Raw genomic sequence first — 24887 nt, 5'->3', positions numbered from 1 at the left:
AAAATATTAACTAAAACATCTCGTATTTTTACAGAAATTATCGTAAAAATACGAGATGTTTTCTCCTAAATTAATTAACGTTAATATGCCTACGTGGATGCACTAGTTATCTCTAATGAAAGAGGCGATCGCTTTTTTGATCGGAGAACCGGAGTTGTCTCTGGTATAGTACGTAAGACCTTGATCAATAAATGCAGAGGTAGTATCTATTAACTGCTGAAGAATCTCGGAATTAGTGTTATCTATTTCTTCACTGACTTTTTCTCCTGTAAATCGATTTTTTCGATCTTCTGGAGGTAATACAATGCGAGGATCTTTATAAGTCTCTTTTGGCTTGGGTTTAAATGTCTCATTTAAGTCAAACTGAAGACGTAAATAACGTTTAGAATCGTATCCACCCATGATTTGTCGGCAAATCGTACTATCAATCTCAGATGTAGGTTCCATAAAGATGTTAGTCAGATTTTTTACCCAGTCGAAGCCTCTCCATTTGCTTATTTGGTTATATTGATATGGTTCACCAGTTTGACCTGTACCAATAGAAAGGATAGAAATATCTTCCAATCGGAGATTATCTAGCTTATATTTTTGCTTGATTGTTGGAAGGACTGAAGACTGACTAATCCTCATAACTAGACTCAAAGCTGCGAGAGCCGGGTTATTAGCAGAAATTCCTCCATCAATATGTGGGAATTCCCAATTACCAAATTTTTGTTTATCTACAGGTTCTAATTTATATGGTGGAAAAAAAGTGGGCGCTGAGGCAGAAGCGGTACATATTTCCCATAAAAAACAGTCATCGTACCATCTGTCTCCTAAATCGGGATGACAATTTGTAAAAAAGGTTGTATTTCGATATAGCGTATCGTAAGCAAGAATCAAAATAATGGGGTTTTCAATATCCTTTATTCTTGTGGATTTATAGGCATCTTTGAGGACATTAGTAATTCCATCATGAGAATATTTAGATTCGGAAAATACATCAATAATTGATTTGATAATGGACGGAAAGTTTTTGTAGCGATCTTTTCTATCCGGTGGGAATATATCTTTACCCCGATCTCTATACAGTTTAATTAGCTCATCACTCCCTTTTCCTACAGCAATCCCTCCTGCTAATATTGAACCGGTAGAAGTGCCAGCAATCAGGTCAAAGTATTCGTGTAAGAAGTTTCCTTTACCCTGATTTCTAATTTCTTGTTCTACTTGTTGAAGTATTCGTGCTGCAACGACTCCACGAATACCGCCACCGTCTAAAGCCAAAATTTTGAAGGACATAGCAATTCTCCTTGATTATTTCTATGCTTATCGAACAGAATTCAGGAGTCAGGAGTCAGAATTCAGGCGGGTATTCTGTATGACTAGCGGATAGCGCAGCGTAAAGCCTTCTCTTCTCCTGTCGCAATACGCTTGGGTTAAGCGCTACTTATACAAAATCGTGGGTTTTGAGACGCGATAAATCGCCGTCTCTACAAGTGTTTTGGTCTGGAGACGCTAACGCGTTTGTAGAGAGCGTCTTGATTCTGACCGGAGCTAACGGAAACGTCTCCGGCTTTACTCCTGAATTCTGGCTTTTGAATTCTTCTTCAATGAATGAAGATTTGACTTGAGACACTGAATAAATTCAGGGTTTCAAGTTGCAATTTTTGATACAGCAATAAGTCAATACCCTTTGGTTAAAAGAGTAAAGCAGGAAAAACAAGGATTTTCGTCTTTTAGCTTGAACCAAACCCATTGGTCTAGTCTTAACTTTGGATAGATGAAAATCTTGCCAGTTCAAGTATGGCTTTGACGTATATTTATTTGTCTACTACGTAAGCTTAAATAAATATTTACTACAAGAAAGTTAAAGCTTGACCCCGCACTTGCGTATTTACCTCGCCTTTGTCATAAACAATCTCACCGCCGACTATGGTGGTTTTAGCCCAGCCGGTAAGGTTCCAGCCTTCAAAGGGACTCCAACGGCATTTGGTTAAAAGTTCTTCACGCCGGACTGGGCGGTATGTGTTTAAATCTACAAGCACTAAATCGGCATCGTAACCAGGTGCGATCGCTCCTTTATTGGGAATACCATAAGCTACAGCCACATTCTTAGACATCCAGTTCACAACTTGAGCAACAGTACATTTTCCCTCCATTGCCGCAGTTAACATCAACGCGAGGGAAGTTTCCACCCCAGGCATTCCCGAAGGAGTATTGGGGTATTCTTGAGCTTTTTCTTCTAAGGTGTGGGGTGCATGATCTGTAGCGATGAAATCAATCACGCCATCGCGCAAAGCTTGCCAGAGAACTTCGTTATCGTGGGGCGATCGCAAAGGTGGATTCATCTGTGCTAAAGTGCCAATTGTTTTATATGCACTGGTATTCAACAACAAATGCTGTGGCGTTACCTCTGCTGTCACCCAACTCGGTTTTTCCTGACGCAGTAAATCTGCTTCCAGCGCTGTTGACAGATGCAGAATATGCAGACGACGTTGATATTTTTGAGAAAGTTTTAATGCTAGTTGAGTTGCCAGTAAAGCCGCTTGATCATCTTGAATTTGGGAGTGAACGGCTGGATCGTGAATGTTGGCAAATTCTTGGCGACGTTGGTTAATTCTAGCTTGGTCTTCGGCATGAACGGCAATCAAGCGATCGCCTTTGGCAAATATCGCAGAGAGGGCTGTTTCACCATCAACTAGCAATTGACCATGCATCGACCCCATGAAAATCTTAATTCCTGGTGTTGGTTTTGCTAACAGCAAATCTGGTAAATTCTCTGGTGTTGCCCCAATAAAAAACCCATAATTAACCAAGCACTTTTGTGAGGCACGTTCTAGCTTGTCATCTAAAGCCTGCTGTGTCGTTGTCAGGGGACGTGTATTGGGCATTTCCAAAAAGGAAGTGACTCCCCCTTTAGCACAAGCACAACTGGCGGTGAATAAATCTTCCTTGTATTCTAGTCCAGGTTCCCGGAAATGTACCTGCGGATCAATAACTCCTGGCAACAAAGTTAACCCTTCTGCGTCAACTTCAGTGGCTAGTGATATTTCGGAGATTTCTGGCGCAACTTCGACTATTTGGCGATCGCGCGTCAACACATCCCCAATCATCAGTTCACCATTGGGTAAGATTATGCGAGCGCGGCGAATCAGTATACTTTTTGGAGATGACATAGGGTTAATAAAGTTTAGACAGGGAGCTATGTATTACAGAGAACTATGCTTTTAGGTTAAACTTATTCGCGATCGGAGTAACCAAAATTTTGCCGCACGTTAAAAAAAAGTTTATTTTTAATTTATGAAGAACCCCGTCAATCAATTTTGGATTTTGGATTTTGGATTGACCGTATCCTGGAAAGGATGAGGCTTGAGTATTTTACATTGGTTTCGCCCACCAGAAGCGAGTCATGACCTAGAAAAAACACTCTAATCCCAAATCTAAAATCCACAATCTAAAATTGGTAGTCAAGATGCAAACATGAATAGGAAATTAAAATTTTCCCGTTAAGATTAACAGATAAAGTTTCACTAGGCGAGTTAATTACCTACATTTTTCGTTCAGTTCAGTAATTTCATGCAAAATCAAGTGTCTGATAACAACTCTAGTCAACAACCCGATAATTCCTGGATCGCAGAGCTAGGTAGAACAATTGTCTTGAGCATTGTTCTAGCTCTGGGAATTCGTACCTTTGTTGCGGAAGCACGCTGGATTCCTTCTGGATCGATGGAACCAACTCTGCATGGTACGCCAAACCAGTGGGAGGCAGACAAAATCATTGTCGATAAGTTGAAGTATAAATTTGCTGACCCACAACGGGGGGATATCGTAGTATTTTCACCTACGGCAGAACTCCAAAAAGAACAATATCACGATGCTTTTATTAAACGTATAATCGCCTTACCTGGAGAAAAAATCCAACTTAGGAATGGCAAAGTCTATATCAACGACAAACCCCTCTCAGAAGCAAATTACCTCAGTTCTGGCCAAAGCACAGTCATTGATGTTTGCCAATCAGGGCCGCAGCCACCTTTTTTATCAAAACCCCAAACCATACCAGCAGATTCATATTTAGTACTAGGTGATAATCGTAACAGTAGTTACGATAGCCGCTGCTGGGGTGTTGTCCCCCGCCAGAATATTATTGGACGTGCTGTAGTTCGCTTCTGGCCTCTAAATCATGTTGGAGGGATAGATAAATCGCCAGTATATCCATAATTAGCAAATGGATATAGTGGTTCTCATTCGCATAAGATACACAAAAACTCTTATCTAGTAATAGCTTTCGTTCCTGAGCAGGAAACGCTATAAGTAACAAAAAAATTTTAGATTTTAGATTGGGGACTACTAAATCACCAATCTTTAATCCAAAATCTAATTTGCGCTTACGACCCAAAATCCCAAATTGCTATGACGCCTTACCTAGCAAAGATTTTACTGTATCCAGTTAAGTCACTGGATGGTGTTGAAGTTGAGAACGCTAGAGTTCTTGCTAGTGGCGCATTACAGCATGACCGCGAGTTTGCCATTTTTGACGAACAGGGTAGATTTGTCAATGGCAAGCGTCATGCTAAAATCCATTTACTAAGGGCGCAATTTGCACTCTTAAATAGAACCATCTCGTTGCAAATCCCAGGCGGCGACTCACAACAAAATTTTCATCTGGATGAGGAACGGCAAGCATTAGAAGCAACTTTGAGTGATTTTTTTGAGTTTTCTGTCATCTTGAGACAAAACTCTCTGATGGGTTTTCCTGACGATACACACTCATTAGGCCCAACGGTAATTAGTACAGCAACTTTGGCAGAAGTAGCTTCTTGGTTTCCCGGTTTAAGTATAGATGAAATGCGCCGTCGAATGCGTGCCAATATCGAGATTGGTGGTGTACCAGCATTTTGGGAAGATCAGCTATTTGGTGAACAAGGTAATGTTGTCTCCTTTCGAGTGGGAGATGTTCACCTTCTTGGGATTAACCCATGTCAGCGTTGTATAGTCCCAACACGCGATTCTTACTTAGGAGAAGCTTACCCAAACTTTCAAAAAATCTTTGCAACCCAGCGACAAGCAACTCTGCCAAATTGGGTTGCTTCATCGCCTTTTAATCATTTTTACAGATTGAGTGTTAATACCCAATTATCCCCATCCTCAACTGGAAAAATTTTACAAATCGGCGATGAGATTGACATACTTCCATAACAAAGTTAACATTTCTTCATAATAAAAAATACAAAGTAAATTTTCTTGGATTTTTTTTGTTTATAGTGTGCGTTTGCATGAAAATTTTAAAATTGTTGTAGTTAAATATAAGTTTTTGTACTAGTCCAGAGGTTTTAAGACCGGGAAATCAAAACATCAGCAATTAAAAATTAAATTTAGGATTGAGTGCTAATGGCGACCTGAGTTTTAGAATGGCATACTGTAGCTTATCGGTTAAATTTCAGTTAATCCGAAAAAATCTGTTGACACATTGCCAGATAAAACTGAGCAAATTCAGGTGCGATGGCGTATCCGCCCAACTTAGTCGATGTCTACGATGGGCTATGCCTACGCAAAGTTTAAAAATTAAGCGTTGGAGGTACTTAGCCAGTAAAATAAGTATAGACTAGGGCTTTAGTGCTTTATTATACTATAAAATGCAAATATATGTCATCGCTAAAGCGAAGATATGGCGTAATTATGCTGAGTTGAAAATGTAGCTGATATGGCAAAAATGCCCCTAGTATATGTTGGGGAAGAATTAAACAACAATGTTATCCAAACTTCAGCCAGTCAAATCTATTAATCGCTTAGTTGGCAAAGTTTATGCCAAGATGCCTCTGAGGTATGTTCTAATTGTGCCCTTTATATTGCAAATTTTTGGGGCGGTAGGACTTGTGGGCTATCTTTCGTATCAAAACGGTCAAAAAGCGGTAAAGGAGCTTGCTACTCAATTAGAAAATGAAATCTGCGATCGCATTGAACAACATCTTGATAGTTATTTAACAACTCCGAAACAAATAAATCAAATTAACTTAGATGCGGTTGAGCTAGGTTTGCTCAACCTTTCTGATTTTGAAACCACCGGAAATTACTTTTGGAAACAAATGCAGGTTTTTAATGTTGGCTATAACAACTTTGCCAACCCCAAAGGTGAATTTATCGGTATTGAACGTTTAGATAATGGCACGCTCTTAATTAATGAAGTTACCGAAAAGCGTGGTATCGGGAAACTTTATATTTACAATTCAGACCGGAAAGGGAATCGCCGCCAGCTTCAGCAAGTCAAAAATTATGATCCTCGTGTAGAAGCGTGGTATGCAGATGCAGTCAAGAGTGGCAAACCCGTCTGGAGTAAAATTTATCAATGGGAAGATAAACCAGAAGTTTTATCAATATCTTCCAGCTATCCTATTTACGATAAAACTAACCAACTTGTTGGGGTGATTGGTGTCGATTTGATATTGTCACAAATCGGTACTTTTTTAGCTAAATTAAATGCCAATCGGTCAGGTAGGACTTTTATTTTAGAGCGTTCCGGGTATATAGTGGCTTCTTCTACTCGTGAGCCACCATATACCATTATTAATGGTGAAGTAAAACGTCGATCAGCATTAGATAGTCAAAATTCTTTAATTAGACTCACAACACAATCTTTGATCAAACGCTTTGACAGCCTTGGATTCGTTGTGGGAAAACAACAGTTAACCTTTAGCGCCGATGGAATACATTATTTTGTTCAGGTAAAAAGCTGGAAGGACGAACTGGGTTTAGATTGGCTAATCGTGGCGGTGATTCCTGAAGGCGAATTTATGGAACAAATTAACGCCAACACCCGAATCACTATTTTGCTGTGCATAATTGCTTTTGTAGTAGCTACAAGAATTGGAATTTTGACTGCTCGCTGGGTAATTAAACCGATTTTACAATTAAACACATCAGCGAAGAAAATTGCTAAAGGTGAATGGGAGCAAACCCCAGTAATTCAGCGTTCCGATGAACTTGGGGAACTAGCCAAGTCATTTGAAACTATGGCAAAGCAACTCCAAGCATCCTTTAGTGCTTTGGAAGCCAAGAATGCTCAGATGCAAGTTTTAAATGAGGCGCTATCTCACAGTCAAAGCCGGCTGACTCAATTTTTAGAAGCCATGCCGGTCGGTGTATTTATCATAGATGCTGAAGGGGAACCTTATTATACAAATCAAATTGGGCAGCAAATTCTTGGTCAAGGAGCGATCGCAGAAGTTAGCACCGGAGAATTATCAGAGGTATATCAAGCTTACCTTACCGGGACAGATCAACTTTACCCCAGCGATCAAATGCCGATTTTGAGAGCATTGCTTGGGGAAAGCACCAGGGTTGATGATATGGAAATTCGCTGTTGTGACAAGATTATTCCCATTGAAGTTTTGGGAAAACCCATCTATGATGAATCGGGAAATCTGGCTTTTGCGATGGCTACATTTTTTGATATCACCCAACGCAAACAAACAGAAAAGTTATTAGCAGAATACAATCGCACCTTAGAGGCTCAAGTAAAAAAACGTACTGAAGAGTTTCAGCAAGTTATTGAGCAACTGCAAACTACCCAAGAAGAACTGATTCAATCGCAAGAAATTGCCGCACAGGAACAACAAGCAGCCATTCGGGAAGCGGCTCGCAGCGCTGCTGCTAACCTCGCCAAAAGCGAATTTCTGGCTAACATGAGCCACGAACTGCGTACCCCACTCAACGCCATTCTTGGTTTCACCCAATTCATGAGCCGGGATTATTCGCTATCTGGTGAACATCAAGAAAACTTGGCAATTATTAATCGTGCTGGCGAACACCTACTCAACTTAATTAACGACATTCTAGAAATGTCCAAAATCGAAGCTGGCAGAATCACATTAAATTGCAGCAGCTTTGACTTAATTCATCTGTTGAAGAACTTAGAAGAGTTGTTTCACTTGCGTGCTGCGTCTAAAAATTTAGAATTACGGTTTGAATATACACAAGACATTCCTAAATATATAGAAACTGACGAAAATAAACTGTGTCAAGTTTTGATCAACCTCTTGGGAAATGCCATCAAATTTACTGATATAGGGATGGTGATACTACGGGTGAAACTGGGGGCTGGGGATTGGGGACTGGGGAATGGGAATCAAGCACAAGGGGGAATTATTGAAGAAGTCTCTTCCCAATCCCTAATCTTCGAGGTTCAAGACACTGGCTGTGGTATTACCCCACAAGAAATTGACTTGCTGTTTGAGGCTTTTGAGCAAACCGAAATCGGCAAAAAATCACAGCAAGGGACGGGACTAGGTTTAGCAATTAGCCGCAAATATGTGCAACTAATGGGAGGAGATATTACTGTCAGCAGTCTGCCTGGTATCGGTAGTACATTTGCCTTTGATATTCAGATTGCTCTAACTTGCCCTAGAGAAATTCCGACAAACCATATTAAATCGAGAATTCTAGCTTTAGCATCTACTGAAAAAGCATACCGGATCTTAGTAGTTGACGACTCCAAAGAAAGCCGTCTGTTGCTGGTTAAAATTCTCACATCTTTGGGCTTTGAAGTTAAAGAAGCTACAAATGGGAGTGAAGCGATCGCTAATTGGGAATCTTGGCAACCACACTTGATTTTTATGGATATGCGAATGCCGGTTATGGACGGTTATGAAGCGACAAGAATGATTAAAGCTAAACAAATAGGGCATCGGGGAGCCAGTAAGTTGCGGAAGTTCCCAAAATTGAAACAACTGGCGTCATCGGGCAGCCAGGGACTTGCGGCAGGATTAACCGATTCAGGCGACTGCGAGATTCTTCAAGTTGTACGCAAATCGTCTCACACAGAAGAGGCTACTGGTGTGTCCAATTTGCGATCGTGGACGCCAACGCCAACAGTCTTGGCTTCCCCTTGCGACTTCTCTGGAGCAACGCAGGGTTGCTCCAATACAGATACGATCATTATTGCCCTAACTGCTAGCGCCTTTGAGGAAGAACGCCAGAAAATTTTGTCCATTGGTTGCGATGATTTTATTCGCAAGCCATTCACACAGGAAGTATTATTGGAAAAACTGGGCCAACATCTGGGTGTAAAGTATACCAACCAAATAGAAACTACAAACACAGCAGTTGTCGATCAAGCTACACAGATGTTTGTCAGTGTTGCCGAACTTCTGAGCCATTTATCACAAATGCCACCTGAGTGGCTTCAACAGATCCATTATGCCGCAGCCAGCTGTAGCGATGAACTGATTTTAGAGTTACTCAAGCAAACTCCATCAGATAGTGGTCAAGTTTTCCAAGTTCTTAAGGATTTAGCAAATAACTACCAGTTTGAGAAAATCATGGAATTGACTAGAACAAACGTAGAATGAATTACGAGCATTTAGACCCTGATAAAAAAGATATTTTGATCATTGACGATATGGCGGATAACCTCCGGGTTTTATCCTCCATATTGACAAGGGAAGGGTATAACGTTCGTAAAGCCTTGAATTGGCAAATGGCAATGACAGCCACTCAAACACTATTACCGGATTTGATTCTACTCGATATTATGATGCCAGAAGTAGATGGCTATGAAATTTGTCAGACTTTTAAAGCTTGGGAGCAAACAGCAGATATTCCGGTAATTTTTATTAGTGCTTTAGATGATGTTTTTGATAAAGTTAAAGCATTTAAAGTGGGTGGTGTAGACTACATCACCAAACCTTTTGAGTTTCAAGAAGTTTTAGTGCGCGTGCAAAATCAACTGGCATTGAGGTCGGCGCGATTAGAAATATTGAAACTAAATGTTGAACTGGAACATCGGGTAAAACAGCGGACTGGAGAGCTAGAAAAAACTCTACAAAAACTCCAACAAGAAATCAATTCTCGCCAAAAGTTGCAAAGTCAACTGTTAGATATAGCGCTGCATGATTCGCTGACTGGATTACCCAACCGAGTTTTATTTATCAGGCGACTAGAAAATGCCCTCAATCGAGCCAAGCAAGAATCTAATTATCAATTTGCGGTACTTTTTTTGGACTGCGATCGCTTCAAAGTTGTTAACGATTCCCTTGGTCATTTGGTGGGAGACGAATTGCTGATTGCCATCGCTCGTCGCCTGCAAGCATGTCTGATACCTATTGATACTTTAGCACGATTGGGCGGGGACGAATTTGGAATTCTCCTAGAAAATATCACAGATATTAACATAGCAATCCAAGTTGCAGAACGGATTATGCAACAGCTATCACTTGCTTTTAATCTGTCAAGATATGAAGTATTTATGAATGCCAGTATTGGTATTAGTTGGGGCAATAAAGATTACGATCGCCCAGAGTATTTGCTGCGGGATGCTGATACGGCAATGTATCGGGCTAAGGCACAAGGGAGAGCAAAATATCATGTTTTTAATCCAGCAATGCATCAGGAAGCTATTCAGCTTCTAGAGTTAGAAAATGACCTGCGAAGGGCTGTCGAAAGACAAGAATTTCTTGTTTATTATCAACCAATTATTTCTCTCACTACAGGCAGAATCTCTGGATTTGAAGCTTTGGTACGCTGGCAACATCCGATTCGTGGTCTGATTTCTCCCACAGAATTTATTCCTGTGGCAGAAGAAACAGGTTTAATTAATGCCATCAATACTTGGGTATTACAGTCAGCTTGTCGTCAATTAAGCATCTGGCAACATCATCCAGTGACACCAGAACCCCTAACTATGAGTGTCAATTTGAGTGCTAGGTTATTTTTACAGCCCAATTTAGTAGAACAAATTGACCGAATAATTTATGAAAATAAAATAAATCCTGCATATTTAGAATTAGAAATTACCGAAAGTGTAATTATGGAAAATACTAATGCTATTAAAATAATTCTTAAGCAACTAAAGCAACGAAAAATCAAGTTGATTATGGATGATTTTGGTACAGGATATTCCTCTTTGAGTTATCTGCACAGCTTTCCTTTAAATGCACTAAAAATTGATAAATCTTTCGTCAAACGTATGCAGGAGAACAAAGAGAATATGGGGTTAGTACCAGCAATGATTGGCATTGCCAACTCAATGGGAATGAGTGCGATCGCTGAAGGTGTCGAAACAGAAGAACAGTTAACCCAATTGAGAAGTTTAAACTGCAATTTTGCTCAAGGATATCTGTTTTCTGAACCTATGGAACAACAATTAGTTCTTAAGTTTATTGCCTCAGCACCTCAATGGTAGTTATCAAGTACCACCTGAGAAAAATTTCATTGTTGACGCTCGGTTAGATAATCTGCGGGTGCTATCTACTATACTTCTGTAAGCAGATTATTCGGTTCACAACGCTCTCTAATTAGATCATAGATTTGATAGTCTGTAAAACTCTCCAGACACCGTGGGAGTTAAACTATAAATATAAATATTTCGGTGAAATTGGTCAACAAACTTCAGGGGATTTCAAAGAAGCATTTACTAAGCTCAATAATAATACGCCTAGCTTTTGATAATAATGCATTTTAATCAAACTAACCATAATAAAAGAAATGTTTTGGTGGTCGATGATACCCCAGATAATTTGCGGCTTTTATCGGCAATGTTGACTGCACAAGGCTTTGAAGTTCGCAAAGCCTTAAATGGTAAAATGGCACTAACTGCGTGTCAAATGGTTTTGCCTGATGTGATTTTGCTGGATATTAATATGCCAGATATGGATGGCTATCAAGTTTGTCAACAACTGAAAGCTGATGATAAAACTTGTGAAGTCCCTGTAATTTTTATTAGCGCTCTGGATGATGTTGTAGATAAGGTAAAAGCCTTTGATGTTGGTGGTGTAGATTATATTGCAAAACCTTTTCATGGGGCAGAGGTGGTATTGCGAATTGAAAATCAGATTAATTTACGTTTGCTCCAAGTTAAACTACAAGAAAAAAACTTTTTACTCCAACAGGCCCTTGACGACTTGAAAGCCTCTCAAGTTCAACAAATTCAGAACGAAAAGATGGTGGCCTTGGGACAGTTAGTGTCTGGATTGGCTCATGAGATTAATAACCCTATCAGTTTTATTTATGGGAATCTCCAATATGCTGGTCAATATGTGCAAGACCTAGTGAATATTATTGAGGTTTATCAACAGGAATATCCCAAACCCACACCAAAAATTCAGCAAATAGCCAAAGACGTAGACCTGAATTTTATGATTAAGGATCTACAAAGCCTGATAGGTGCAATGTATAGGGGTTCCGATCGCATTCGGGAAATTGTATTGGCCCTACAACACTTCTCTCGACATGATGAAGCAGAGATGAAGCGGGTAAATATCCATGAAGACATCGAAAATACTTTAGTGATGTTACAACATCGACTCAGGGAAGCAGCCGATCGTCCGGCAATTCTTGTAGTCAAAGATTATGGTAACTTGCCCCTAGTCACTTGTTATGCAAGTGAACTAAACCAAGTATTTATGCATCTGTTGAATAATGCTATTGATGCAATAGAAGAGGGAATGGTGAATGGGGAGTGGGAAATGGGGAATCAATCTTTTACTCCCTACTCACTACTCACGCCTCCCCAAATTCGGATTCATACAGAGGTGACAGACTTGAATATGGTCAAAATTGCGATCGCTGATAATGGTCTTGGTATAGAAGAGTCGTTGCGATCGCGTTTATTTGACCCATTTTTTACAACAAAACCTGTGGGTAAAGGTAGTGGACTAGGATTATCCATTAGCTATCAGATTATCGTGCAAAAACACCGAGGAAATATTACTTGTACCTCAGATGTTGGCAAAGGAGCAGAGTTTGCGATCGAAATTCCCATAGAGCAACCTGATATCTCATCGCAATTTTCAAAATCGGAAAAGGGATTGGGGATTGGGGATTAGGGAGATGGAGAGCAGGGGAGCAGGGGAGCAGGGGGAGCAGGGGGAGAATAATAATGCCCAATGCCCAATGCCCAATGCCCAATGCCCAATGCCCAATAACAAATGACAAATAAATCTAATTAATCAACAATTCTGGTGCTACCAATCCTTTTTGGATAGCTAAGACTGCGGCTTGAGTGCGATCGCGTACTTCTAGTTTCTGTAAAATGGCATGGACATGAACCCGCACTGTACCAGGGGCAATGTAGAGTATTTCAGCAATTTCTTGATTGCTTTTGCCAGCTGCTACTAGTGCCAAAATTTCTTGTTCCCGCTTCGTTAAGGGATTTTCTAAGGCTTCGTCAGTTTTTGTAGACTGCACCGCCAGAGAATTGCCCTCAAAAGCGGCTCTAATTTCTGTTGTTGCTGTTTGATCCCACCAAGAAGCGCCCGCTGCAACCGATCGCACAGCCAATATTAAAGACTCAGCAGGAATACCTTTAAGGCAGTAACCTTGGGCACCGGCGGCAATTAACCGCGAAATCAGGGGTTTTTCAGAACGAGATGTTAAAACGAGAATTGGTAAATTTGGGTGCTTCTGCTTGATTTGGCGACAAGCCTCAATTCCGCCAATACCTGGTAAACCTATATCCAGTAAGACCAAATCCAGAGGATAGCGATTTGCCAATTCTACAGCTTGTTCCCCATCTTCTGCTTCTGCGACAATCTCCAAACTGGTTTCTTGTTGCAACCGCATCCGCAGACCAAGCCGAAATAATTCATCATCTTCAACTAGTAAGATTTTTGTCATTTGTCATTGGTCATTGGTCATTGGTCATTTGTCATTTGTTATTGGGCATTGGGCATTGGGCATTGGGCATTGGGCATTGGGCATTATTATTCTCCCCCTGCTCCCCTGCTCCCTCTGCTCCTCTGCTCCCCTGCTCCCTCTGCTCCCCTGCTCCCCCTACCTCCCCTGCTCACTCCTCAACTCCCCGGTGGTGGACAAGCTGGGAGTCGAAAACCAAATAGTGCGCCTCGTGGTGAGCGATTCTCTGCCCAAATTGTACCCCCATGAGCAGTAATAATTTGTCTGGTCAAATAAAGCCCCAGCCCAGATCCGGAAACGTGGCGATCGCTATTTCCTTGATAAAATCTCTCAAATAAGTGGGGTAACTCTTTTTCGGTAATGCCGGAACCAGTATCGAGTATTTTTACCACTTGATCGCTAGAATAACCTTCAAATACTACTTCCACTTTACCGCCACGAGGGGTATGGTTAATGCCATTACTCAGGAGATTAGTAAAAACTCGCCCAAGTTGCAAAGAATCGCCATTTACCCAAAGAAAGCTCCGAAAATCTGATTCGCCATAGTGCAGAGAAATATAAACCTGGCGTGTTTTCGCTAGTTCAGTCAGGGTAGCGATGATTTCCTCCGCCACAGTCACCAAGTTAACTGGTGATATCTGTAGTTTCAGCCCTTCAGTATCATTGCGGTATACGTCTAAAAGTGTTTGGACTAATTGCAGTGTACTGCGATGACTACGAGCCATTGTTTGTAGGACTTTTGCTTGTATTGGTGTGATTTCACCAAATTGCTCATTTTGAAAATATTTCAGCGTTTCAATTGCTCCTAATAGGGGTGTTTTCAAATCATGCGTTAGGGTGGAAACAAAATCTTCACGCATGGTAGCTAGTTGTTCTTGGGAGCGTAATTGTGCTTGGGTATAAGCGATCGCTTCTTCATTGCGGTGGTTGCGGTCACTTAACCAACCTGTTACCACCAACGCCAATACTGCAATCAGGCGATTTGCCAACGCTGGGAGATAAATCGTTTCTCCTCCGGGGAGAAACAAATTCAACAATGTTAATCCTGTAGCAGCAAGAGTGATCCACAATACTGCTTTCCGATTCAATCGAGAATCTGCTAACAAAATTGTCCCTGTGTAGAGGTAGCCAAATACGTACTCAGGTGGTGTCAAATATTCCAAGACTATAACGATCGCAAAGGCGATCGCTATTAGCCCATATATCTCCCTACGTTCATTTATAGGTTCTTTCATAGTCAATAATCGACTTAACATCGTCATTTATGATTTACTAAAAAATCGTGATTATACAATCTGCATAACTATTTAATTCACCAATTATGATCTATCTGTAATCTATATCTGCAAACGCCAACTTTGAGAATTAACCCGAAAATTACGATTATCCAGATGCAGCAAAGGTGACTGGGAACTGGGGACTGGGTATTTGCCCACAAGGGGCAGGGTATATACCACAATCTTCCTAATCCCTACTCCCATTAAGAAAATCCTCTGGGATATTTATATTCTTTGAAAGTAGCAAACTTTGAAAATGTATTGTATAAACAAATAATCCTAACTAGTTGAGATAGATGAATTAAGAGTAAAAATTAAATATTCTTAACAAAAACTTTAACAAGTATCTGGAAAATAGTAATAACTGAAAATAGTAAATACTTCAATCTGTTATTTCTAAGAATTGGCTTGCTAGCACTTAAATTTAATTTAGCGCAAGATATATGGGACAAGGTTTTTTGCAAATTAGCTTAACGCTGTGTATTGTGATAGCAATCACTCCACTATTCGGAAAATACATAGCGCGTGTCTTCTTGGGAGAAAGAACACTGCTTGATTTTTTAATGAACCCCATAGAGCGAAGTATGTTCGTACTTGCGGGTGTTCGGAGGAAGGATGATATGACAGGTTCGCAGTATATCCGGGCTGTACTTGTTACTAACCTTGTCATGGGGATTTCAGTATATTTTTTGATATATTTTCAGAGACTCTTACCCTGGAATCCAAACGGCTTCGGTGCGCCCACCTGGGATGTATTGCTACACACAACGATTTCATTTGTTACCAATACCGACCAGCAACATTATGCTGGTGAGACAACCTTGAGCTATTTTAGCCAGGTAGCAGCTTTAGGTTTTTTGATGTTCACCTCCGCAGCTACCGGTTTATCTGTGGGAATTGCCTTTATTCGCGGGTTGACTGGTAGAAAGTTGGGTAACTTTTACGTCGATATCGTGCGTGGAATTACGCGAATATTGCTACCGATTTCGATTATTGGCGCGATCGCCTTGCTTGTAGCAGGTGTACCACAAACATTAGCCAAGACTATGGATGTGACAACCTTAGAAGGCGGGACGCAATATCTTGCCAGAGGCCCGGTGGCATCCTTTGAAATGATCAAACTTTTGGGCGAGAACGGCGGAGGTTTTTTTGGCGTAAACTCAGCTCACCCCTTTGAAAATCCTAATGGCGCTTCTAACTTGATAGAAATGATCGCCATGATTTCTATACCCGCCGCCTTGATTTACACCTACGGTATATTTGCTAACAACATCAAACAAGCTTGGCTGCTTTTCTGGATGGTGTTTGTAATTTTTGTAGTTCTAGTGGGAGTGACAGCCGTGGGAGAACTGCAAGGTAATCCCCTGGTTAATAACGCCTTTGGATTAGAACAGCCCAATTTAGAGGGTAAAGAAGTTCGATTTGGCTGGTTACAAACGTCATTTTGGGCAGTGATGACTACTGCTACTATGTCTGGTGCGGTGAACGGGATGCATGATTCTTTGATGCCACCAGGATTATTTTCGACCCTCTTCAACTTGTTTATCCAGGTTATCTGGGGCGGTCAGGGAACTGGAACAGCTTACCTATTTATTTACTTAATTCTCACAGTGTTCCTAACTGGACTAATGGCAGGACGCACCCCAGAGTTTTTAGGACGCAAAATTGAAAAGCGCGAAATCGTCCTTGCCAGCGTAGTGTTATTGATTCACCCAATTCTAGTTTTGATTCCCAGTGCGATCGCCTTGGCTTATCCCATCTCCCTATCTGGAATTAGCAACCCTGGCTATCACGGCATTTCCCAAGTAGTTTATGAATACGCCTCAGCAGCAGCAAATAATGGCTCCGGCTTAGAGGGGTTGCGAGATAACACCCTATGGTGGAACTTGAGTACTTTAGTTAGCTTAATAGGAGGACGCTACATTCCGATAATTGCCATTCTACTCTTAGCTGATGGCATGTCTCGCAAACAACCAGTCCCCGAAACCCCTGCTACCCTAAGAACAGATTCTCTGGTATTTACCGGTATCACGGCTGGAGTGACACTGGTTTTAGGAGTGTTAACTTTCTTTCCCGTTCTAGCTTTAGGCCCCATAGCAGAGGGTTTAAAACTAGCATCTGGCAGTTAGAAAATTTATGAGTTATTAGTTATTAGTTTGCAATTAAGAGAATACCAAAAAATAAATTATCCGGTTTCGTAGGAGAGCCAGCGCGTTGCGGTGTTAGCGATAACGTCATGCACCTTCATCAGATGGTGCATTAGGCATTCTACAGGTTGGATCTTTTTTCATTGGAAGTTCCTAATAACTCCTAACTCTAAGCATGTCAAGGTAATGTGTAGCTTGAATTTCATATTCATTCAAACAAAATTTTCACTTGTTCTTTTAGAATTTTGAAAATTCCGACTTCAGAAGCTCAACTTCCAAGTTCTGAGCTAGTAATGAATACAAGACTCACCCTGGCAGCGCTACTCCTAACCTCCCACACCTCCCACACCCTCCACACTATGAGTGAGAAATCCGGGCTAACCCCTAACCCCTAACTCCTAACTCCTAACTTCTAACTCCTAACTTTATTTATTAATCCAGTGGCAACTAACTCCAAAGCTAGACGCCCAAATTCTCGTTCTGGCGATCGCCGCCAAGGACGTAAAAAGGCCAGGGCAAGTAATAAGTGGCTGTACTTAAGGGCAATTAGAGATGCTTTTGTCAAGCTCAACCCTAAGTATGCAATTAAAAATCCAGTGATGTTTGTGGTTTGGGTAGGGACAATCATCACCCTATTGCTGACAATTGATCCCAACCTATTTGGCCCAGCCCTGCAAAAGAACCCGCAACTTTTCAACGGTTTATTGTCGGGGATTTTATTCTTTACAGTTTGGTTTGCCAATTTTGCCGAAGCATTGGCAGAAGGACGGGGTAAAGCCCAAGCCGATGCCTTGCGGTTAACGAAATCAGAAACGATCGCTAAAAAACTTGCTCCCGACGGCACAATTAGTGAAGTTTCATCCACCAGTCTCAAACAGGGCGATACCATCTACGTCGTTGCTGGCGATATCATCCCCGCTGATGGCGAAGTAGTTATGGGTGTCGCCTCAGTGGATGAATCGGCAATTACTGGGGAATCTGCACCAGTATTAAAAGAATCAGGCTCGGACGTTTCTAGTTCCATCACTGGCGGGACGCGGATTATCTCAGATGAACTAATTATCCGCATTACTACTGACCCAGGCAAAGGCTTTATTGACCGGATGATTGCCTTGGTGGAAGGGGCAGAACGGAGTAAAACACCCAATGAAATTGCCCTGACAGTATTACTAGCAGTTCTAAGCTTAGTATTTTTATTAGTCGTGGTAACTCTGCCCGCACTTGCATACTATGTCAATAGTCCAGTCAGCGTGCCAATTTTGATTGCCCTATTAGTGGCATTGATTCCTACAACCATTGGCGGCTTGCTAAGTACCATCGGCATTGCTGGTATGGATCGAGTTGCTCAATTTAACGTCATTGCTACTTCCGGACGAGCAGTTGAAGCATGTGGTGATGTCAACACTTTAATTCTCGATAAGACAGGTACAATTACCATCGGCAACCGTTTAGCGGAAGAATTTATTCCTATCAACGGTCATTCAATGTCGGAAATTGCTAATGTTGCCTGGGCGGCTAGTGTCTTTGACAATACACCAGAAGGTAAATCCATTGTACGACTGGCAGAAAAGTTAGTAGCACGGTTTGATTTCGACTCCAGTCAGGCAGAAGCAGTCGATTTTTCTGCCAAAACACGCATGAGTGGTACTAATTTACCTGGTGGGTATGAGGCGAGGAAGGGAGCAGTAGAAGCCATTAAAGGATTTGTCCGTTCCCGCAACGGACGCGATACGCCAGAATTAGATGCTGCCTATGAACGAGTTTCTCGCCTGGGAGGTACACCTTTAGCAGTTAGCCTCGATAACGAAATCTATGGAATTATTTATCTCAAAGATATAGTTAAACCTGGTATCCGCGATCGCTTTGAGCAACTGCGACGGATGGGAGTGAGTACGATCATGCTAACTGGCGATAACCGAATTACTGCTTCTGTCATTGCCAAAGAAGCAGGCGTTGATGACTTCATTGCCGAAGCCACACCAGAAGACAAAATCAGCGTTATTAAAAAGGAACAAGCAGCAGGCAAACTGGTTGCCATGACAGGAGATGGGACTAATGATGCTCCAGCATTAGCCCAAGCTAACGTCGGTGTTGCCATGAATACAGGAACGCAAGCTGCCAAAGAAGCCGCCAACATGGTCGATTTAGACTCCGATCCCACAAAGCTGATCGATATCATTAATATTGGCAAACAATTGTTGATTACTCGTGGAGCATTAACGACATTTTCTATCGCTAATGATATTGCTAAATACTTTGCAATTATCCCAGTGATATTTGTCGCTGCTAACCTGCAAAGCTTGAATATTATGAATTTGACTAGCCCTAAATCTGCTGTACTATCAGCGCTAATTTATAATGCTTTGATTATTCCTGCGTTGATTCCCTTGGCATTAAAGGGTGTGCGGTTTAGACCGCTGACAGCTAATCAGTTACTCCAACGCAATATCTTAATTTACGGCTTAGGTGGTGTGATTGCACCGTTTATCGCTATTAAGCTGATCGATATACTGATTACAGTTATAGGCTTGGCTTAAGGACAGCAAAAGTCAAGACGCTGTGAAACTAGCACATCTTGAACAAAGTAAAATAATAAACATTTTTACTTTTACCTGTTGAGAGGGAGAACAAGAAGAATATGAATAAACATCGTTTTCACTCAGCACTGCTTCGGCTATGTCCTTTGTTTGGTCGCAATGGCATAAACAACACCTATCACTCGCTATTTTTATCCTGCTGTGCTTGAATGTGGTAACTGCCCCAGTTGTTTATGCTGTTGCTAACAGCACCCTGAAACGTTCTACTGCGTGGGCAAAAGAATTAAAAAATTAAAAATTAAAAATTAAATTCTAGGAGCAATTGGAAAAGTTTTTATGGCTATTATTCGAGAAACCATCAGAGCAATTTTTATAACTCTAATGCTTTGGTTGTTGACTGCAATTATCTATCCTCTGATAATCCTTGTAGTGGGTCAAGTCTTTTTGCCTTATCAAGCTAATGGCAGCATCATGCTGAATCTAAATAATGAACCCATTGGTTCGGCTTTGATTGGTCAGCTGTTCACATCTGAGCGATATTTCCATCCTCGTCCCAGTACTATTAGATATAGCCAAGGCAAAAGAGCCAGGCCAACTGGCATATCTGGAGCCAGCAATCTCGCTGCTAGCAATCCAGAGCTACTGAAGCGGATTCTAGAACAGTCAAATCAATTGCGAGACGAAAATCTTCAACCGATCGCCGATATAATTTATACCTCTGCTTCCGGTTTAGATCCACATATTTCCTTCAGAGCAGCACGACAACAATTGACACGGGTTGCTGGTGCGCGGGGAATAAAAGAAGATGAGATTCTACCTTTAATTAATAAGTATACTGATGGCAGATTTTTATGGATTTTTGGTGAGCCAGGGGTCAATGTTCTGCGATTGAATTATGCTCTTGACTTACAAGATATTAATCGTCAGCAAAATTAATAAAAGTGAATGGGGCATTGGGTATTGGGCCGTTTTCTGATGAAATAGGATTGCCATACAAATACCAAGAATGAAATGTCAGACAATAGTAATGCTAGTTATGCTGGCACTGCACCTTTAAATTCTGGAAGTTACTCGCTTTATCCGGCACGACGACGGGGAAAGCATAAAATATTTATTGGCATGGCTCCTGGGGTAGGTAAAACTTACCGAATGCTGGAAGAGGGACATGCACTCAAACAGGAAGGAATTGATGTCGTTGTTGGGCTTTTAGAAACTCACGGACGGAAAGAGACGGCTGAAAAAGCAGAGGGACTGGAGATTTTACCCCGTAAGCAATATCCTCGCGGTGAGTTGACGCTAACGGATATGGATACAGATGCTATTTTAAAGCGATCGCCTCAATTAGTCTTAATTGATGAACTTGCTCATACCAATGTCCCTGGTTCCCCACGTGAAAAACGCTACGAAGATGTAGAAGTAGTTTTAGCAGCAGGTATTGATGTCTACTCCACAATGAATGTCCAACATTTGGAAAGTCTTAATGACTTAGTAGCCAGAATTACAAGCGTGATAGTCCGTGAACGTGTTCCTGACAGGATTCTGGATGATGCAGACGAAATAGTAGTAGTGGATGTCACACCGGAAACACTGCAAGAACGGTTGTTAGAAGGAAAGATTTATGAATCGCAAAAAATTCAACAATCCCTCGATAACTTTTTCAAACGCCGTAACCTGATTGCTTTGCGGGAGTTGGCTTTGCGGGAAGTAGCAGACAACGTGGAAGAAAATGCGATTGCCACTATCCCCAATGGGCAATTTTGTAATATCCACGAGCGGGTTTTGGTGTGTGTATCCACCTATCCCAATTCAGTGCAACTGTTGCGCCGGGGTGCGAGGCTGGCTAACTATATGAACGCCCCACTTTATACCTTATTCGTTGCCGATCCAGAACGCTTCCTTAGCAAAGAGGAAAGCTTACACATCCACACATGTGAGAAACTCTGTAAAGAATTTGAAGGTACTTTCATTCGTGTTACCAACAGTAACGTAGCCAATGCGATCGCAGAAGTCGCCGAGAAATATCGGATTACCCAAATTGTAATTGGAGAGAGTCAGCGATCGCGCTGGCAAATGCTCGTAAAAGGATCTTTGACGCAAAAATTAGTGCGCTTGCTCAAAAATATCGATTTACATATTATTGCCAGCGAAAAAATGGTTTCACCCAAATAAGGAATCAAATTTCCCCAAAAACCTCAGAAGTAAAGCTCCCATGCAGACCATAGGGGATATGATGCTTCAGATGTAGTCGTGCGATCGCTCCTTTAGAGAAATCACTAGCATCCAAAATTACCAAATCTGAGCGGTGATGGGTAGCATCATAAACCAAAGCTAATACCCAACCATCATCTTCCTTTTCGGAACCTGGGCGCGGGACAAAAATCGGTTCACCCACAAAACCACGGGGTGCAGCACTCCATATTTGTCTTTCTCCAGACTCTAAATCAATTTTCAGCAATGCTTGTAAGGGAGCATTACCAGTCTCAGCATGAGCCGCACCTATATATAGATATCGATAAAGATGTCCTACATTCGCCGGATGTATGCTAGGAAATTCACAGCAGCGGCCATCAATCAATTCCCGTCGGACTGTTCCATTCTTGAGATTCAGATAAAATCGCCAAAGTTGTCCAGGTGAAAGCGCCTCAAAATCAACTTCCCGAAAATCGCTTTTAGGTTCCACTTCTGGCAAATCTTGGTAGCAAATGGAGTCAATCAAAACTTCCTCTCCCACCTCAAAAGCATTAACATGGTGGAAGACGAAACCAGACTGAGTTTCCAGAATTTTCATCTCTTCTTGCCCTTCTTTAGGGAAGCGGGGAATAATTAGAATTTGAGTTGGCTGATTTGGCTGAAATTTAATACATTCTCCTGCTGCACGTATTCCCAAGGCGAAAGGTATGGGATTGAAGGTGACAGGATTTTGAAAGAAGATACAGTAATTGGGAGTAATTACGAAATCGTGAATAAAACAGAAACCTGGAACCTTATGAGCGTGCCGTCTGATAATTTCACCGGTTGGGTTTAGCTCAAAGATATTAATAGTGGTAGATAATCCTGGCTTAATCGAGAAATTTACTAGACAAGATGCGCCTCCATCTTGCTCGCAATTTTTTTCCAAACGGGGATGTGCAGCGAAAGCGTCACCTGGTAATAAAACACCATTAAAATATTCATTCCCCAAGGTTTCAAGAGTGTAGGGGTCGAGGCGATGTGCTTCAGAGCCTTCCCAGAGTGCTAGCAGTTTACCACCCCAATAGATAACATTTGTATTAGCAATATTTTTGAGTTTAAAGTCAAATATATTAGCTAGCCAACCACCAGGTTTTTGAGTACCAAAAGTACCGCGATAGAGAATTTTTCCCGCCTTTTGCTCTGCCAAATAGCCAGTTGTACGGACAAAGCGGTTGCGAAAATGGGCACGACCATTAGTAAAGGTAATTTTGCTAATCATCCCGTCCCCATCAAATGGGTGATGAAGAGATTGCCCATTCACATCCAGTAAACCAGGGCCATTTCTAAACAGCGTACCTTGTAATTCTGTAGGAATTTGCCCTTCTATATCATCAATCCAATAATCAAATTCTTGGGTGAGAGATTGATATCCTCCTTGCCAGTCTGCACGGGTGTAGGATTTTTCGGTAACTAAGCTCTCTTGACTTTTAAAACTCTGCATATACTTGATTTATTATTGTTACCTGACACAAAAAGATGTAGCCGCTAAAATTAGTTTATTTGCAACTTTACGCTGCCAGTTACTACAACAGTAAAGCAGCGGACTGGCTTGAATTTACATGAGATTTCTTACACTATTCCACTATTTCTGACTCTGGTTCTCTCAATACCAATTCAGACATCAAATCTGGCAAAAACGGTTTTTCTCCATCTTTGGGTGTCTCAGTTTGTTCCTCAGCAGCAGGTAGCCAGTTGATAAATGGTAAGGGCAACAGCGTGCTGAGGTTAGTAATTACCACCAATAACCAAAGTGACTCAAAGTTTGTTGCAGTGATCCCCAGCCAATAGGTGATTAATGCCCCGAATGCATGGGAAACCGTTGCTGCTGAATTAAACACCGACATTAACAAGGCAAATAATGTCGCTTCCACACCAGGGGGACAAAGCCTTGCTGCTAGAACCATCACTTGCATAAAGGCAATTTTCCCCATCACAGTGAGAATCAGGCTATCACCCAAACTAAACCAGTGGTCATCTATACCCAATAGCCTGTTTGTATGAGTCACTAACAACAGCATCGTCATCCCCAAAATTGAGGAAAGCACAGTACTCCAAGCAAAAATCACCCGAAAAGGGATGCTCTTGAGGAAACGTTGAAAAATCCAAACACCTGCCAAAGAAGCGAAACTTCCCACCAAGTTTACTCGCCCCAAAAATTCTGGTTCAAAGTGGAGTTCGTTGGTAGCGAAGTAGAAAAAGGCTGAGTCAGCATTTGGGGTAGCTTGCCAGATGAAGACAAAGGCCGTTGGTAGCCAAATTCTTTTTTGGGTAATGGCTTGGCGTAGCTGCTTCAGTTGATCTTTGATTGCTAAAGGGTTGGTGTGATTACTATCTTTAGCATCTTTGCTGACAGGGGACTCAGCAATTAACCAAGCTACCCCTGAGACAATGAGAGGGAAGAGGGCGGTAATTCCAAAGACAGTACGGGTAGTGCAGTATTGGAGCAGCAGACCACTGAAGTATGCTGTGATTAAACCTCCGATCGCAGAAGCACCCCAACACAGAGATTGTAGTGAACCAGCTTTCGCTTGGGATTCGCCTCTGGCTCGTTCTACAACCAGCGAGTCAACTATCACATCACTCATGGCGACAGACAGAGAACCAAGAGCGATCGCTAAGGTAGCTGCCCAGCTAGTATTAACTATTGTGGCCAAACTCACCCAGGAAACAGTTCCCAATATCCCCGATAAAATCAAGTAAGGACGCCGACGATAGCCAAATATAGGCAAGCCATCAGAGATAAAACCAAACACCGGCTTGATCATCCAAGGCAGGAAGACAATTCCCAATAGCGCCGACACCTCGACTGGACTCAGCAGCAGTTCATCTTTAAGGAAAAAGCTCACGGCTAGACGTGATAGCCCTAAAATTCCTTGGACAAAGTAAACGGTGAGAATTGCAATCAACTCAGCATTGGGTTCATTACCCAAAAAGATTTTTTGTGTTAGTGAGTCTTTGACCTTGGACAAGCCAGATGATTGAAGCACCATTCGATAAATATTTTTTAAGTTTTATCTACTTTTCTATCATATCGATTCTTAAGACCTGGGTTTTAGGATCATTTCTATCCCAAGTTAAGCCTGTGGACA

At 41.6% G+C, this 24887-nt stretch carries 16 protein-coding genes; 10 read left to right on the top strand and 6 right to left on the bottom strand.

The features are described from left to right. Nucleotides 1-102 precede the first annotated feature (102 nt). Both RRG12_RS08060 and RRG12_RS08055 read right to left on the bottom strand, forming a co-directional pair. Complete coding sequence (locus tag RRG12_RS08060; protein WP_069069828.1) at nt 103-1278, bottom strand: patatin-like phospholipase family protein; 1176 nt, start codon at nt 1276-1278, stop codon at nt 103-105. A gap of 557 nt (nt 1279-1835) precedes the next feature. Continuing rightward, nucleotides 1836-3155, bottom strand: a complete 1320-nt coding sequence (locus RRG12_RS08055; protein WP_420758919.1) for a dihydroorotase — start codon at nt 3153-3155, stop codon at nt 1836-1838. Between the two features lie 400 nt (nt 3156-3555). Between RRG12_RS08055 and lepB the strand changes: the two genes are divergently transcribed. From lepB to RRG12_RS08030, 5 genes are all read left to right on the top strand, one after another. Continuing rightward, nucleotides 3556-4197 carry a signal peptidase I gene (lepB, locus tag RRG12_RS08050; protein ID WP_420758918.1) on the top strand — a complete coding sequence of 214 codons (642 nt, stop codon included), beginning with the start codon at nt 3556-3558 and terminating at the stop codon, nt 4195-4197. A 192-nt stretch (nt 4198-4389) separates the two neighbouring features. After that, nucleotides 4390-5175, top strand: coding sequence for an MOSC domain-containing protein (locus RRG12_RS08045; protein WP_420758917.1), 786 nt, complete (start codon nt 4390-4392; stop codon nt 5173-5175). 551 nt (nt 5176-5726) lie between these two features. Then, nucleotides 5727-9323 carry an ATP-binding protein gene (locus RRG12_RS08040; protein ID WP_420758916.1) on the top strand — a complete coding sequence of 1199 codons (3597 nt, stop codon included), beginning with the start codon at nt 5727-5729 and terminating at the stop codon, nt 9321-9323. Then, the gene (locus RRG12_RS08035; RefSeq protein ID WP_420758915.1) at nt 9320-11155 is read left to right on the top strand and encodes an EAL domain-containing protein; all 1836 of its coding nucleotides are present in this window, start codon (nt 9320-9322) and stop codon (nt 11153-11155) included. The genes RRG12_RS08040 and RRG12_RS08035 overlap by 4 nt, the downstream gene beginning before the upstream one ends. A 268-nt stretch (nt 11156-11423) precedes the next feature. After that, complete coding sequence (locus RRG12_RS08030) at nt 11424-12797, top strand: hybrid sensor histidine kinase/response regulator (protein ID WP_420758914.1); 1374 nt, start codon at nt 11424-11426, stop codon at nt 12795-12797. A 115-nt stretch (nt 12798-12912) separates the two neighbouring features. Here the strand turns inward: RRG12_RS08030 and RRG12_RS08025 are convergent, their stop codons facing one another. Further along, nucleotides 12913-13587 (bottom strand): response regulator, encoded by a 675-nt coding sequence (locus tag RRG12_RS08025; protein WP_420758913.1) that lies wholly within the window; start codon nt 13585-13587, stop codon nt 12913-12915. A gap of 176 nt (nt 13588-13763) precedes the next feature. Continuing rightward, a complete protein-coding gene (locus RRG12_RS08020) occupies nt 13764-14861 on the bottom strand; it encodes a sensor histidine kinase (protein WP_420758962.1) in 1098 nt (365 codons plus the stop codon). A gap of 464 nt (nt 14862-15325) precedes the next feature. On the opposite strand from RRG12_RS08020, the gene kdpA reads away from it, so the two are divergent. The 5 genes from kdpA to RRG12_RS07995 all read left to right on the top strand — a co-directional run bounded on the left by kdpA (nt 15326) and on the right by RRG12_RS07995 (nt 21735). Beyond that, entirely contained in the window at nt 15326-17011 is a 1686-nt protein-coding gene (gene kdpA, locus RRG12_RS08015; protein WP_420758912.1) for a potassium-transporting ATPase subunit KdpA, read from the top strand. A gap of 449 nt (nt 17012-17460) precedes the next feature. Then, on the top strand, nt 17461-19566 hold the full coding sequence (kdpB, locus tag RRG12_RS08010; RefSeq protein WP_420758961.1) for a potassium-transporting ATPase subunit KdpB: 2106 nt from the start codon (nt 17461-17463) through the stop codon (nt 19564-19566). Between the two features lie 139 nt (nt 19567-19705). Next, nucleotides 19706-19861 (top strand): hypothetical protein, encoded by a 156-nt coding sequence (locus RRG12_RS08005; protein ID WP_420758911.1) that lies wholly within the window; start codon nt 19706-19708, stop codon nt 19859-19861. Between the two features lie 41 nt (nt 19862-19902). After that, nucleotides 19903-20502, top strand: coding sequence for a K(+)-transporting ATPase subunit C (gene kdpC, locus RRG12_RS08000; protein WP_181931025.1), 600 nt, complete (start codon nt 19903-19905; stop codon nt 20500-20502). Nucleotides 20503-20577: 75 nt separating this feature from the next. Next, the gene (locus RRG12_RS07995) at nt 20578-21735 is read left to right on the top strand and encodes a universal stress protein (protein WP_420758910.1); all 1158 of its coding nucleotides are present in this window, start codon (nt 20578-20580) and stop codon (nt 21733-21735) included. Between the two features lie 4 nt (nt 21736-21739). On the opposite strand, the gene RRG12_RS07990 is transcribed toward RRG12_RS07995, so the two are convergent. Together RRG12_RS07990 and RRG12_RS07985 are read right to left on the bottom strand one after the other, a co-directional pair. Continuing rightward, on the bottom strand, nt 21740-23239 hold the full coding sequence (locus RRG12_RS07990) for a carotenoid oxygenase family protein (protein ID WP_420758909.1): 1500 nt from the start codon (nt 23237-23239) through the stop codon (nt 21740-21742). A gap of 133 nt (nt 23240-23372) precedes the next feature. Then, entirely contained in the window at nt 23373-24788 is a 1416-nt protein-coding gene (locus tag RRG12_RS07985) for a folate/biopterin family MFS transporter (RefSeq protein ID WP_420758908.1), read from the bottom strand. Nucleotides 24789-24887: the final 99 nt, after the last annotated feature.

The sequence above is a fragment of the Nostoc sp. CALU 546 genome (genome assembly GCF_048836525.1).
Note: the sequence above shows the minus strand (reverse complement) of the source record. Positions and strands in the feature narration are given on the sequence as shown.

What these genes read in the sequence shown, in the direction of transcription:
- RRG12_RS08060 (WP_069069828.1), bottom strand. Translation starts at nt 1,278, where the DNA reads ATGTCCTTCAAAATTTTGGCTTTAGACGGTGGCGGTATTCGTGGAGTC.
- RRG12_RS08055 (WP_420758919.1), bottom strand. Translation starts at nt 3,155, where the DNA reads ATGTCATCTCCAAAAAGTATACTGATTCGCCGCGCTCGCATAATCTTA.
- lepB (WP_420758918.1), top strand. Translation starts at nt 3,556, where the DNA reads ATGCAAAATCAAGTGTCTGATAACAACTCTAGTCAACAACCCGATAAT.
- RRG12_RS08045 (WP_420758917.1), top strand. Translation starts at nt 4,390, where the DNA reads ATGACGCCTTACCTAGCAAAGATTTTACTGTATCCAGTTAAGTCACTG.
- RRG12_RS08040 (WP_420758916.1), top strand. Translation starts at nt 5,727, where the DNA reads ATGTTATCCAAACTTCAGCCAGTCAAATCTATTAATCGCTTAGTTGGC.
- RRG12_RS08035 (WP_420758915.1), top strand. Translation starts at nt 9,320, where the DNA reads ATGAATTACGAGCATTTAGACCCTGATAAAAAAGATATTTTGATCATT.
- RRG12_RS08030 (WP_420758914.1), top strand. Translation starts at nt 11,424, where the DNA reads ATGCATTTTAATCAAACTAACCATAATAAAAGAAATGTTTTGGTGGTC.
- RRG12_RS08025 (WP_420758913.1), bottom strand. Translation starts at nt 13,587, where the DNA reads ATGACAAAAATCTTACTAGTTGAAGATGATGAATTATTTCGGCTTGGT.
- RRG12_RS08020 (WP_420758962.1), bottom strand. Translation starts at nt 14,861, where the DNA reads ATGTTAAGTCGATTATTGACTATGAAAGAACCTATAAATGAACGTAGG.
- kdpA (WP_420758912.1), top strand. Translation starts at nt 15,326, where the DNA reads ATGGGACAAGGTTTTTTGCAAATTAGCTTAACGCTGTGTATTGTGATA.
- RRG12_RS08005 (WP_420758911.1), top strand. Translation starts at nt 19,706, where the DNA reads ATGTCCTTTGTTTGGTCGCAATGGCATAAACAACACCTATCACTCGCT.
- kdpC (WP_181931025.1), top strand. Translation starts at nt 19,903, where the DNA reads ATGGCTATTATTCGAGAAACCATCAGAGCAATTTTTATAACTCTAATG.
- RRG12_RS07995 (WP_420758910.1), top strand. Translation starts at nt 20,578, where the DNA reads ATGTCAGACAATAGTAATGCTAGTTATGCTGGCACTGCACCTTTAAAT.
- RRG12_RS07990 (WP_420758909.1), bottom strand. Translation starts at nt 23,239, where the DNA reads ATGCAGAGTTTTAAAAGTCAAGAGAGCTTAGTTACCGAAAAATCCTAC.
- RRG12_RS07985 (WP_420758908.1), bottom strand. Translation starts at nt 24,788, where the DNA reads ATGGTGCTTCAATCATCTGGCTTGTCCAAGGTCAAAGACTCACTAACA.